We start from the raw sequence: 12,851 nt of genomic DNA on the forward strand, positions 1-12,851 counted from the left end.
TATTAAGGAACTCAATAATGAAAAGAAAAAATAGATCGTTAGTAACCATTATCAGTCTATTTATTATCACAGCTATTTCAGTAGTGGTTTCTGCTAATATTGATAGAATCAGTCAAATTACGGTATTGAATCCTCCGCAGATATCGGCACCTCAAATGGCATATCCAGGCAACAAAAGAGCTAAAGTAGAGTTAGTTTTTGTACTCGATACGACTGCGAGCATGGGCGGATTGATTACTGCGGCAAAAGAAAAAATATGGTCGATTGCATCAACCATGGCCAACACTCAACCAGCGCCAGAAATTAGTATTGGACTGGTTGCTTATCGAGATCGAGGAGACGCTTATGTCACTAAAATAATTCCTCTCTCAGCTAATCTCGACTCTGTTTATGCTGCTTTACTTGACTTAAAAGCTCAAGGTGGTGGAGATGCCCCTGAAAGTGTTAATGCTGCTTTATATGAAGCCGTTAACTCTATTCAATGGAGTAAAGACCCTAATAGCTATCAAGCAATTTTTCTTGTGGGTGATGCGCCTGGACATAATAGTTACCCCGATGATGTTCCCTATCTAATCTCTTTAACTAAAGCCTCTGAAAAAGGAATTATTGTAAATACGATTCAAGTTGGAGAAAATCAACAAACTACTGCTATGTGGCAAACAATTGCGCAACTTGGTTCAGGCGAAAGCTTTCAAGTTAAGCAAAGTGGAAGCAGTTTAGCGATAGCGACGCCATTTGATAAAGCAATTGTCAAAGCGTCTAAAAAATTAGATGACTCTAAACTTTACTTTGGCAGTAAAGAAGAAAAAGAGAAAAATAAACTTAGACAAGAAACAACAGAAAAACTATATGCTCACTCTAGTAGTGCAGCGCTAGCTCGAAGGGCTAAATATAATTTAACCGAAGCAGGTAAAAACAACTTCGCAGGTAAAAACGAGTTAGTTAATGTCTTAGGAAGTAGGTCTTTATCACTCGATTCAATTGATGAAGACCAGCTACCTGAAGAAATGCAATCCATGAAACCAAAAGAAAAAGAAGCTTATATTCAGGAGAAAATACTACAAAGAAAATCTAATCAAAAAGAGTTGAAAGAACTCGCAGAAAAACGCGACAACTACATTAAAGCCCAACTTGGAAATATTAAGGATGTCAACCATAGCTTAGATAAGCAATTATTAACTACCTTAAAAAAACAAGCAGAAAAAAAAGGGCTTGACTATAGCAATGCTGAATCTAGTTATTAATTAATATTAATTTAAAGTAGGCGCTATTAATCAGTACATTTTAATAGAGCCTACAAACAAACTAAATTTTTAATCTAATACTTTAGCTAAGTCATCAGAGAATATCGTTTGTTTCCCCCATATATCGGACTTATCATTACCTTGTTCAGCTTCTACATAAAGTTGATTAATTCTTTCTTTAGTTTTCTCACCCAAACTTTTTTCAGCCAAAGGATAAAGCATACAATCTTCTTTCTCCATATGCTGTGATAATATATCAACATAATTACGCACGCCTTTTTCTATTAAGGAGTGATTACTTTGTTCAAGCCCTTGCTTAATTAAACCCAAAGCCTCTCTTGCCAGTTCATGTTCATGCAATAAAATTTTTGTAGGGCTCCTGTTATCTAAAACACCGGGCAAATCGAGTCCTTCAAACAAAAACTCCTCTTCTTTAACATGATGATAACCATCAACAAAATTTTCTATAAAATTAACAAAGCGAGAAATAAAAGAGAAATAGTCTTTGTTACTGATACGACTTTTAATTTCGAGTAAATCTATCAATTGTTGATTGATTTTATTAATCAGTCGGTGCTCGACCATTAACTCTTGTGTAATATTCATAATTGATACCTCATTATTTAAATCAATACGAGGGTTATATTTACTGTTAATCGATAAATCTCGAATTGATGATTAATCTATAAAGATGAGCATATAACAGCATTTCATTCTATCAAGTTTATTTGTATAAAAACTGATCTGGCTCAACTTTATTGCATAAAAACTTATTGCTATAAAATATCAATACTCCACTTTCTCCTGACTTAAATCACATTTTGAGTTAAAGACTTTATTTAAACTTATCTCTCATCTTTATTTGATGGATTAAAAACAATGTCAGAAATAAATGATTCACCAGCCTATATTCCACAAGGCAATGAAATAGAAGTTTTTACAGCAGCCTATGAAAATCAATTACCATTGATGCTAAAAGGTCCAACAGGCTGTGGAAAAACAAGGTTCGTATCTCATATGGCTAAAAAATTAAACAAGCCGCTTTATACTATTGCTTGTCATGATGATTTAACTGCCGCAGACTTGGTAGGTCGTTATTTAATTGAAGATGGACAAACCGTTTGGCGAGATGGTCCTTTAACTCGAGCCGTTCGAGAAGGAGGGATCTGCTATTTGGACGAAGTCGTTGAGGCACGAAAAGATACGACCGTTGTTATTCACCCTCTATCTGATGATCGTAGAATATTGCCAATAGATCGCACAGGCGAACAACTGAATGCACCTGATAGTTTCATGCTAGTAATATCTTACAATCCCGGTTATCAAAACTTATTAAAAGGCTTAAAACCTTCGACTAGACAACGCTTTGTCTCTTTAACATTTGATTATCCTCAGAGTGAAACTGAACAATCAATCATTAAGCAAGAAACAGGATTAGATAATTACATGAATCGCCAGTTAGTTGATTTATCAAATAGCTTAAGACGGTTAAAAGATCATGATTTAGAAGAGTCCATTTCTACTCGCTTATTGGTTTATACTGCAACATTAATTAAAGCAGGCATGAATCCTATAGCCGCTTGCCAAGCAGCATTAATTGAACCACTGAGCGATGATATCGAAGTTGTAAACGCATTAATGACTGTCGTAAAAGCGAAGTTGGACATTGATTAGTTATGGAAGAATTTGTTGGTCAATATTGGCATAAATACATCACTAAAGTCTCTTCAATAGATTTTCCAGATGCACGGGTATGCTTAGATGATATTCGCCATCAAATTGCAATACAATTTAGAGCTTTTGGTGGTCATTTAGCTCTGGAAGTAAAAGACGCAGTAAGCAAAAACTGGCAGGGTAAAAGACGTTTTCTTAGTAAGCTGGCAAGTGCTGAACAAAAAATAACTCTCGCCAGTATATCCGATACCAGTTTACACTTGCCCAGCTCAATCGCAGCATTTCCATATAAAGAACAAAACCTACAGACTTATCTGTGGTTAACTGCACTGTTAGCTAATTGTCCTTTAAATAACCAAACCAATTGGTTAACTTATCAGTTCGATACAATAAGTAATGTGATTAATCAATATCCAGGTTTAAAAAAAACCTACCAACAATTAGCCCATGCTCATTTAGAACAAAGAAAAAAATTGACGACAATAAAAAATAAACAAGCTGAAGACTCACTCCGATCAGTTTTAAAAAATATAGATCAAAGATTACCTATCAATTTTAACATGAAAACGGTTTATCCGGTTCCAATTTGGCTGGATCCATTTACTGAAAAATCATTAACAACCAAACATTCATTAGAACAACCCAAAGATGATACTCAGGATAATAGTAATCAATCTAAAAAACTCAACTTGAGAAAAAAAGGTGAATATACTCAAGATATTGATGAAAAAGATGGTTTAATCGCATTTCGTCTAGAAAGTATTTTTTCTTGGTCTGAGTTTATCCCTGTCGATAGAACGGCAGATGAAGATGATGAGGATAGTGCATCTGAAGCGGCACATGATATTGATAAAATATCGATTGTCAGAGGTTCAGAAACAACAGCAAGTAAACTTAAGTTTGATCTTGATTTACCTAATGAAGAGCAAGATGATATTACAATTAATCAAGGTATAAAACTACCAGAGTGGGACCATCGAAAATCTACTTTACAAAAAGATCACTGTCAACTTCACATTATGCAAACCCGCAAAGTTGAAAAACATACTTTTTCTCCTTTGCTTCGGCAAAAAGCTAAACGCTTAAAAGCCCAGTTTGAAATGCTAACACAACAAAAACAATGGCTTAAAGGTCAGCCCGATGGTAGTGAAATTGATCTGGAACGTTATGTCTTAAATCAAGCAGACAAATTAACAGGCCTCACCAATGAAAATGATAATTTATATATTGAGCTTCGTCAGAATGTACGCAGTTTATCTTGTTTGCTATTAGCCGATTTAAGCTTATCAACGGATAGTTATGTGAGTAATGATTCTAAAGTTATTGATATCATTAAGGACTCTCTTTACCTGTTTTCTGAATCATTATCGGCCACTCAAGACCGATTTGCCATATCTGGTTTTTCATCAAAACGCAGGGATATGGTACGTTACTATCCCATTAAAACCTTTGAACAATCGCAATCACAAAGTATTTTAGACAATATCTCTTCTCTTTCACCAGGTTATTACACTCGTATGGGCGCAGCTATCAGATATGCCAGTCTACAATTAGAGAAGGAAATAACAGAAACGAAACTACTCCTGTTACTTAGTGATGGAAAACCCAACGATGTTGATATTTATGAAGGTAAATATGGCATAGAAGATACCAAGCAAGCGGTACGTGAGAGTTTTAAAAAAGGGATCAGAGTATTTTGTGTAACAATTGACGACGAAGACAATAGTTATTTGTCCTATATATTTGGTATGTCCAACTTCATAAAAATCAAAAAAGCGGCTGAATTACCTGAAAAATTACCTAAATTATACTCTCTATTAACTAATTAGCCGAAAACGAACTCTATTGGTTTGCATATTGCCAACGGCTTGCAAACCACTTTAAAATTTTCATCACTTAAAAATTCGAAGCAGGTAATTAACTTATGCTAAACTGGCAATTAGTGATATATCATTCAATAACAAGGAAAAACCATTCCAATGAAAAGTATTATTTTCCTAGTAGGTTGCCTATTAAGCAACCTTGTATACGCTAAAAGCGAACTAGACTGGCACACACAATCAAATTATGCTGATATTGTCTCTACCCATATCCATTTAGATTTAAATATTGATTTTGATGCCAAACAATTAAACGGTTCAATTGAACACACCTTAAAAAAGATTAATCCTAAAACCAGTATTTTAGCCTTAGATACCCGTGCATTAAACATTCACAAAGTAACTCTACTTAAAGAAAAGCAATGGATACCCGCTAAATTTCATTTAGATAAGAATGACTCTGTTAGAGGTAGTCGACTGGTTATAGAACTGCTCTCTAATACCCGTAAAGTCAAAGTCTATTACAACTCAAAGCCAGAAGCTTCTGGATTGCAATGGCTAACCCCTGAGCAAACGGCAGGTAAAAAATATCCTTTTATGTTTAGCCAGTCTCAGGCTATCCATGCCAGAAGCTGGATGCCAATTCAAGATACGCCAGCAATGCGTGTTACCTATACCGCGAAAATATCGACAGACAAACATTTAAGACCGGTAATGAGTGCAAACAACAACCCTCAGCGTAGTAAGGATGGAGTTTATGAATTTAACATGCCACAAGCAATACCTCCTTATTTAATCGCAATTGCCGCTGGAAACATTCATCACAAAGCCATGTCAAAACAAACAGCGATTTATTCAGAACCAGCTTATCTGGAAGCAGCGGCTAAAGAATTTATTGATACTCAAGCAATGATCAATGCTACAGAAAAACTTTATGGTGAATATCGTTGGAACCAATATGATCTATTAATACTCCCCCCTTCTTTTCCTTTTGGTGGTATGGAAAATCCTCGTTTATCATTTATTACACCAACAGTAATAGCTGGCGATAAAAGTTTAGTCAGCTTAATTGCTCATGAACTAGCTCATTCTTGGTCAGGCAACTTGGTTACCAATGCGACTTGGCGTGACTTATGGCTGAATGAAGGCTTTACCAGCTATGTAGAAAATAGAATCATGGAAGAAGTCTACGGCAAACAGCGTGCACTTATGGAAAGAGCTTTAGAAGTTCAAAACTTGAAGCATGACTTAACAACATTGCCAGAAAAAGATACCATCTTACATGTTGAAATAGAAGGCAGAGATCCTGATGACGCCTTCTCTGGTGTACCCTATATAAAAGGTCAATTGTTTTTAGTTTTTCTTGAAGAAAAATTTGGGCGAGAAAAATTTGACCGTTTTATCAAAGATTACTTTAACAATCATGCATTTCAAAGCTTAGACACAAAAGGTTTTGTTAAATACCTGAATAAAAATTTACTTGAGCGATACCCAGGCAAAGTTAGTCGCCAAGAAGTAAATACATGGTTGTTTGAATCTCAGCTACCTGATTTTGCACCTAATCCACAGTCAGATGCCTTTAAAAAAGTTCAATCACATATTGATAACTGGAATGCAAACAAAACAGCTATTTCAGATATTCCAACCAGTCAGTGGACCGTTCATGAATGGTTATTCTTTATTAATAACTTACCTAAAGATATTTCTAAAGAGCGTTTATCACAACTAGACAAAGCATTTAAACTCACAGAGTCAACCAACAATGAAATAGCTCATGCTTGGTTATTATTAGGTATTAAGCATGAATATTCAATCATCAACAATCGTTTAGAAGAATATTTAGTCAATATTGGTAGACGCAAATTAATAGTTCCTCTTTACGAAGAACTAGCTAAAAAAGAATCATCTTTACTTTTTGCGAAACGCGTCTATAAAAAAGCAAGGCCGGGTTATCACCCTTTGGCACAAGGTACTATTGATAAAATTATTAATTCATCAAAATTGTAAGTCAAAACGACTGTACCTGAGAAACAAGAGCCTTTATAGTGAATATAAAGGCTCACTTAAAAAACGATTAATTTATCATTTCAACTTATTATTCAAGCAAACATCCAGTTTGCTATGTTCAACCTTAATAATCGTCATATCCTTTAATCTCAGTTGATTACAAGCATTATCATTTTTAACATCACGAATTTTAATTTCAATAATTTGTTCTTTAAAATTGTTTTTAATTTTTCGGTAAACCTCAGGATCCAGCTCACCAGAATCTCCAACTAAAATAAACTTTCTCTTAGGAAAATCATATAAAATTTGAGAAATTTGAGAAATTTTTTGTTTAAAGGTTGTTATTTGAGAACCATCGGTAAGAAGTTTAGCGATATCACTATAAGACTCACTCTCTAACAAATTCACTCTGACATTTTTCATATGTAAACTTCCCTGAGGAAAGTTGACTTCAGGTACAAATAAAAAATCAGTGATCGGTTTATATAGCTGCCAAGGGCTCCCTGAAATGTAGTGAAATGCAACATCAGAAGAAAAATCCTTATACATATTAGACATTTTATTCACAGGCTTAAAAGGTTTGAAAAAAGTATTATTTAATATTTCTTGACTGCCTTGAAGAATATTAGTGACTTTAACCGTATCGTCTATATCCGAAATAACAGAAACGCCCTCTTCTGGAATTAATCTTATTTTTCCTGTTCCCTGATGGTTCTCAGAATTAATTTTAATAGTTAACCAGCCATTTTTTGAGCTCTGTGCTTTTAACAGTCGGTTAGCATCTGCTTTAGTTAATTTAAAAATCGTTTTTATATTTCCATTTCTATCAGATTTTAAAGGTTTATTGTTGTTGGATATAGTAAAGGTATGTTGCTTAGAATCCTTGTCAAATTGAAAAGAAATAACTTCTCTCGACTCATTATCAGCCAGAAAGTCTTCCGCTACATATTGAAAACGAGCTTCTTGTATTGGTGTTAATTCATCAATACCAATTTTATTTTTTATTAACTTTAAAGCCCCCTTTCCCGCAATGCCACTGAGCCAATTAGGTGCTTCACTGACCCATACATGCAATGGAATATGCCAAATATTATCAACTAAATAACCATAACTATTATAAACAACAACTCGTTTTTCTGCTTCCTCAGCAGAATTTTTAGCATATGATAAATGAGTAAAAACCATTAAAATAGGAAATAGAAGATAGCGTAAAGACAGCATCAAGAGAACCCTTATCGTTATAAACCCGATATACTTTACGAAATATATTTAAGGATAGCAAATCACGCTTAATCAACTAATTATAATTTGACTTCAATACATTACTAACAATTATTTCCAATTACTAAAAGGATTATCTAATAAACTAGAGTTATAGTACTTAGCATCATCACTCACTTCAGCTGTAACCCAGCTTGGCTTTTCAAAATATTCATCTTCGCTTCTTAACTCAATTTCAGCAACGATTAAGCCGTCATTGTCACCATGAAAAATATCAACTTCCCATGTATGATTGGCATGCTGAATCAAATATCGAGTTTTTTCCACCACGCCTTCACTACATAATTCCGATATGATTTTATGAGCATCTTCAACAGGTATTTCATACTCAAACTCGGAGCGAGAAATCCCTTGGTTCTCACCTTTTAGCGTAAGATATGCTTTTTGCCCTATTAACCTTAGACGTACAACTGATTTATCTGAAGTTGAAATATATCCCTGCTTAATAGTAACCCCACCTTCAAGTGCTCCTATCTTATTAAGATCAACTAAAAACTTTCTTTCTATTTCTTTAGCCATAATTATCACTACATAAAAGATTATTTTAAAACAAGATCATAGCACACAATAAGTTTAAAGAAGGCTTTGACTTTAAATTCCGCTCTTCACTACTTTCCCTTTTTAGCTTTATGATATAATTGAATTACTATTCTTACTCTTATACGTTCAATAAGAAACCTATCTAAATCATTCATAAAATAATACTCAATTTACTTATTATAAGAACAATAACTACTCAACCACAATAGTCGCAACCATTTCTGGATGAGGGCCACAACGATAGTCAAAAGTACCAACCTTTAAAAAAGTCTTTTCAAACGTATCTCCAGGAAATAAATAATCAGATTCTTTCTCTCCGTACTTTTCAAACCAAACACTATGATATTGACGCTTTTCCTTGTTTATCCAGCGAACGGTCTGCCCTACTTTTATCGTTAATGATTGAGGAACAAATTGATACTTTAACATTGCCACTTCAACAACTGTATTTTCTTTCTGATTACTATCAATTGACTTTATTGATTGACTATTGCAACTGAAAACAAACAAACACCCTAACATTGCAATAGTAATTTTTTTTAATATCTTCATATTATTTACCATTCAATCAAAGAAAAAAAGAGGGAAGCCATAAGACTTCCCATTAAATAGCTAGGTTATCTAGTCGAGAGAAATAACCTAGCTAGGCCAACCAGCGCTTGCTTATTATTGCTTTTTAGCATTAAGCTCCATTTCTGAATTATCAAAACCTAATTTATAGCCTAAAGACACATGATGAAAACGTGAATTACTATAATCATCATGAATAGCAAAACCAAAATTATAAGTTTGTTTAGTTGATAGGCTTAAATCACCATCTTTATCACTATTCAAACGGCGTTTCATAATAACCACCCAACTACCATTTTTTAGTTGCGCCTCAAATTCCGAGCCTTGCCCACCAGACATAATTCGTTCATCAAGAATATATCCATCTTCAACGACTTTTTCTCCAACTTTATAGCGGATTAAATCCATAAACTGATGACTGTTTTTAATTTTTGCTAAAGCATCAGCCTCAATCAATTTATCCCATCCACCTTTTTTCTTACCTCTGCGTCCTTTAATTTCAATTTTACTACGGCTCTCTTTAATATATTTAGTTACACCACTAGTTAAATTAATTTTGCTTTTTAATTCACTCGAATCAAGCACTGCTTGCTCTGGCTCATCAGGCATACTGCGTGCATCATGATGGCATGTCCCCCAACATCCTGCTCTGTCCGCATATTCCACTTCATCAGTCGCAAACATCACGGCTAACTTAGTTGAATTATTCGGATCCATTTTACCACCTTCAACAAATGATACGGGAACATGCTTGGTATCTTTCCAGCTAAATCTCATATATAAGTATTCATCATCATGAGTTGATTCTATACGAACAGGAAAGCTGCCGCGTTTACCTTTAATTGGAGTTAACTCAGCTTTTTCTCCAGACACTAATTTCTGTCCCATATCAGCAGTTTCTTTATCATGGCAAGTCACACAACGGTCACCACCTTTGGTAAATGGCCGAGCACCACCATGATCACGTCCATTTTGTATCCATTCAATAGAGGTTTGTCCCGGATAAAAAACAGTCACCTCTCTAACACTCGCTTTCTTCCAGTTTATGTTAATCTTGCTCTCTGAAGCAGCACTCAGGCTGCTCTTTTTACTATCAGTACCTTTTTGTGTATTGGAATGCTTTGACTTATATTCTGTAAGCGCTTCATCAATTGCTTGTGAAATTTTTTCTGCTTCGGCTTCTTCAGCCGCTTTTTTCGCCTTAGCTTCCTTTCTAGTTTCAGCTTCTTCTTCAGCGACAATTTTTGCTAACCCATCTAAATACATTTGTGGCACTTCTCTCACAAATTCAGGATTAGGCGCTTCTAACTCTTCCAGCTCTTCATCACTTAACATATGTCGAACATTATTATGTGCAATGCCTTTATGGCAATCAATACAAGTTTGACCATTTTTAAAGGCATTCAAGTGCTGCTTTCTAGCTCTTGCTTTTTGGAATTGTGGAGCCATTGATTCAAAGTTATGACAATTTCGACATTCGCGTGAATCCGTCTCTTTCATTGTTTTCCAAACACGCTTTGCCATTTCTAATCGGTGTTTTTCAAATTTTTCAGGAGTATCAACCGAGCCAATTACTTTATGATACAGTTCATTACTGGCTTTTATTTTTCTAACAAACTTATGAACCCAAGGATCTGGTACATGACAATCAGGACAGCCAGCTCTTACACCAGTACGATTCGTATAATGAATGGTTGGTTTATATTCTTGATAAACATTGTTTTCCATTTCATGGCAGCTAATACAAAATTCCATCGTATTGGTTGCTTCCATAGCTGTATTAAAGCCTCCCCAAAAAATAATACCTGCAATAAAAAATACTGTACCAGCAGCAATAGTTGCTCCCATTAATATTTTTTTATTCATTAATTTTTTTAATTTTGATTTTTCTTGTGCCATCATTTAGCTCCAAAAAACAGGTAGCTGCAATACAAAATCTCTAGTAAAAATAAGGTGTAAGTTGAATTACACCTTATCCCCCCATCATACGAATATTTATGTTTTATGGTTTATGTTTTATGGTTTATTCGGTTATAAACATTAAACTTACCAGTTGGAGTAGTTAAACCTTTAATACGAGCCTTCTCTTTCAATGTTTTCGCATCATAAATAACAATTTCTCCAGTTGGATTTTTGTTATCAGTACGATTCCAAACAGAAACCCATACCTCTGTACCGCCTTGATTAAACTCAATATGGAGTGCGGCTTTTCCTTCTTCTTCCGTTACCCGAATAGTTTTAACGATTTCATGAGTTTTCTTATCAAAAACTTGCACACTTTGTTGAACTTCTGGTTCTGGATGTTTCAATTGATCAGCCCAAACATATTGAGATTTTTCGTGAGTTCGAATAAAAGCACCAGGACCATCTGTTTCAACTTCATAACAGAGTTTCCACGCATTTTTTGGATGACCGATTGGATCATTTCCCCAAACAGAGACTAAGCCCACACCAAGGTGAGTTGTCCCACCAACCGGACCACACTTTTCATCAACCCAATTAGCACCAGGTCCAGGATGTGGTAGCTTATCAACATCAATCATCTTTTCTAGTTTACGATCTTTAGTATCAACCACTACCATTTTGTTGGAAGCATTAGCAGCAATCTGAAAATAACGACCAGTAGGATCAAAAAATCCGTCATGCAGGAATTTAGCTGAATCGATTTGCTCAATTCTTAAATTGTCAATATCAGAGTAGTCAACCTGCCACATTTGACCTAATTCTTTAATGGCTACCATAAAAGTAGGCTCATTAGGCGTTGTATAAATAGCAGCAACACGAGACTCATTAACATATTCACCATCTACATTAATACCACGAGAAGAAACAACTTTTAGCGGGTCTAATGTTTTAGCATCCATAATGACAAAGTGAGGTGGCCAATATCCGCCAGCAATAACATATTTACCATCACCAGAAACAGCAATATCACGAGCGTCATAAGCCATTTTGGTTTCGGCTACTAGCATTTTTTCTGGCTTTTGCCACAAGTCAATTTTATTAACTTTTCCATCTCTTCCAATGGTATACCAAAAACGACCAACCGCATCTTTAGGTTTATCTGAGTGATGTTTTTCTAACCCTTTAATAACATGAACCGCATACCCAGTGTCCAGATGTGCTACAATTTCTTTTTTATCACCATCAACAATTGCCGCTTTACCTGCATCACGTTCAATGACAACAAAAAAATTCTGCCAATTACGGCCGTGCAAAGGTTTTGTTGGATAATCTTTTAACTCAACGAATTGTTTCGTATGCTTTTTCATCATACTTAAAGACATTTCAGGTGGTATTGGTGGTTCCATTTGAATATACGTTGACAATAAACTAATTTCTTTTTTTGAGAAAATATCATCAAAGTTATTCATTCCACCTTCTGTACCATAAGCAATAATTTTTTCTAATCGTTGCTGCCCCAATTTCAACGTACTTTTCGGCTCTAAACTTTTTCCTGTGGCCCCTTTTCTTAATACACCATGACAACCTGCACAACGCTGAAAATAAAGTGTTTTAGCTTTTTCAAAATCTGCTTCTGATAATGTTGGCTCAGCAGCGGCAACATTTAATGCAAAGCTTGATGCAAATAGTCCGGCAGCCATTCCCATTACAGAGAGACCGACCTTTGTCTTATTCATGACTTGTTTCCCCTCGTTAAATTCAATAATAAGTTTTGAGAAGATCAACGGAGTAATTGATTAACTCGAGTCAA

General features: G+C 34.9%; 10 protein-coding genes. 4 read left to right on the top strand and 6 right to left on the bottom strand.

The genetic code is table 11. The annotated features are described in order from the left end of the window. Window positions 1-17: 17 nt before the first annotated feature. Window positions 18-1,244 carry a vWA domain-containing protein gene (locus ACT5E3_RS19570; protein ID WP_444995243.1) on the top strand — a complete coding sequence of 409 codons (1,227 nt, stop codon included), beginning with the start codon at window positions 18-20 and terminating at the stop codon, window positions 1,242-1,244. Between the two features lie 69 nt (window positions 1,245-1,313). Here the strand turns inward: ACT5E3_RS19570 and ACT5E3_RS19575 are convergent, their stop codons facing one another. Further along, on the bottom strand, window positions 1,314-1,850 hold the full coding sequence (locus tag ACT5E3_RS19575) for a hemerythrin domain-containing protein (RefSeq protein ID WP_444995244.1): 537 nt from the start codon (window positions 1,848-1,850) through the stop codon (window positions 1,314-1,316). 273 nt (window positions 1,851-2,123) lie between these two features. On the opposite strand from ACT5E3_RS19575, the gene ACT5E3_RS19580 reads away from it, so the two are divergent. The 3 genes from ACT5E3_RS19580 to ACT5E3_RS19590 all read left to right on the top strand — a co-directional run bounded on the left by ACT5E3_RS19580 (window position 2,124) and on the right by ACT5E3_RS19590 (window position 6,745). Then, the gene (locus ACT5E3_RS19580; RefSeq protein ID WP_444995245.1) at window positions 2,124-2,918 is read left to right on the top strand and encodes a CbbQ/NirQ/NorQ/GpvN family protein; all 795 of its coding nucleotides are present in this window, start codon (window positions 2,124-2,126) and stop codon (window positions 2,916-2,918) included. A 2-nt stretch (window positions 2,919-2,920) separates the two neighbouring features. Then, window positions 2,921-4,747, top strand: a complete 1,827-nt coding sequence (locus tag ACT5E3_RS19585; protein ID WP_444995246.1) for a nitric oxide reductase activation protein NorD — start codon at window positions 2,921-2,923, stop codon at window positions 4,745-4,747. A 150-nt stretch (window positions 4,748-4,897) separates the two neighbouring features. Further along, window positions 4,898-6,745 (top strand): M1 family metallopeptidase, encoded by a 1,848-nt coding sequence (locus tag ACT5E3_RS19590; protein WP_444995247.1) that lies wholly within the window; start codon window positions 4,898-4,900, stop codon window positions 6,743-6,745. Window positions 6,746-6,820: 75 nt separating this feature from the next. Here the strand turns inward: ACT5E3_RS19590 and ACT5E3_RS19595 are convergent, their stop codons facing one another. From ACT5E3_RS19595 to ACT5E3_RS19615, 5 genes are all read right to left on the bottom strand, one after another. Then, window positions 6,821-7,966, bottom strand: a complete 1,146-nt coding sequence (locus ACT5E3_RS19595; RefSeq protein ID WP_444995248.1) for a phosphatidate phosphatase App1 family protein — start codon at window positions 7,964-7,966, stop codon at window positions 6,821-6,823. Window positions 7,967-8,077: 111 nt separating this feature from the next. Further along, window positions 8,078-8,545 (bottom strand): CYTH domain-containing protein, encoded by a 468-nt coding sequence (locus ACT5E3_RS19600; RefSeq protein ID WP_444995249.1) that lies wholly within the window; start codon window positions 8,543-8,545, stop codon window positions 8,078-8,080. A 213-nt stretch (window positions 8,546-8,758) separates the two neighbouring features. Beyond that, a complete protein-coding gene (locus ACT5E3_RS19605) occupies window positions 8,759-9,118 on the bottom strand; it encodes a cupredoxin domain-containing protein (protein ID WP_444995250.1) in 360 nt (119 codons plus the stop codon). A 114-nt stretch (window positions 9,119-9,232) separates the two neighbouring features. Continuing rightward, on the bottom strand, window positions 9,233-11,038 hold the full coding sequence (locus tag ACT5E3_RS19610; RefSeq protein ID WP_444995251.1) for a NapC/NirT family cytochrome c: 1,806 nt from the start codon (window positions 11,036-11,038) through the stop codon (window positions 9,233-9,235). A gap of 107 nt (window positions 11,039-11,145) precedes the next feature. Further along, entirely contained in the window at window positions 11,146-12,777 is a 1,632-nt protein-coding gene (locus ACT5E3_RS19615; RefSeq protein WP_444995252.1) for a cytochrome D1 domain-containing protein, read from the bottom strand. Between the last annotated feature and the right edge of the window lie 74 nt (window positions 12,778-12,851).

The sequence above is a fragment of the Aliikangiella litoralis genome, assembly GCF_052495765.1.

Excerpts from the sequence above, each read along its gene's own strand:
- ACT5E3_RS19570 (WP_444995243.1), top strand. The coding sequence starts at position 18 with ATGAAAAGAAAAAATAGATCGTTAGTAACCATTATCAGTCTATTTATT.
- ACT5E3_RS19575 (WP_444995244.1), bottom strand. The coding sequence starts at position 1,850 with ATGAATATTACACAAGAGTTAATGGTCGAGCACCGACTGATTAATAAA.
- ACT5E3_RS19580 (WP_444995245.1), top strand. The coding sequence starts at position 2,124 with ATGTCAGAAATAAATGATTCACCAGCCTATATTCCACAAGGCAATGAA.
- ACT5E3_RS19585 (WP_444995246.1), top strand. The coding sequence starts at position 2,921 with ATGGAAGAATTTGTTGGTCAATATTGGCATAAATACATCACTAAAGTC.
- ACT5E3_RS19590 (WP_444995247.1), top strand. The coding sequence starts at position 4,898 with ATGAAAAGTATTATTTTCCTAGTAGGTTGCCTATTAAGCAACCTTGTA.
- ACT5E3_RS19595 (WP_444995248.1), bottom strand. The coding sequence starts at position 7,966 with ATGCTGTCTTTACGCTATCTTCTATTTCCTATTTTAATGGTTTTTACT.
- ACT5E3_RS19600 (WP_444995249.1), bottom strand. The coding sequence starts at position 8,545 with ATGGCTAAAGAAATAGAAAGAAAGTTTTTAGTTGATCTTAATAAGATA.
- ACT5E3_RS19605 (WP_444995250.1), bottom strand. The coding sequence starts at position 9,118 with ATGAAGATATTAAAAAAAATTACTATTGCAATGTTAGGGTGTTTGTTT.
- ACT5E3_RS19610 (WP_444995251.1), bottom strand. The coding sequence starts at position 11,038 with ATGATGGCACAAGAAAAATCAAAATTAAAAAAATTAATGAATAAAAAA.
- ACT5E3_RS19615 (WP_444995252.1), bottom strand. The coding sequence starts at position 12,777 with ATGAATAAGACAAAGGTCGGTCTCTCTGTAATGGGAATGGCTGCCGGA.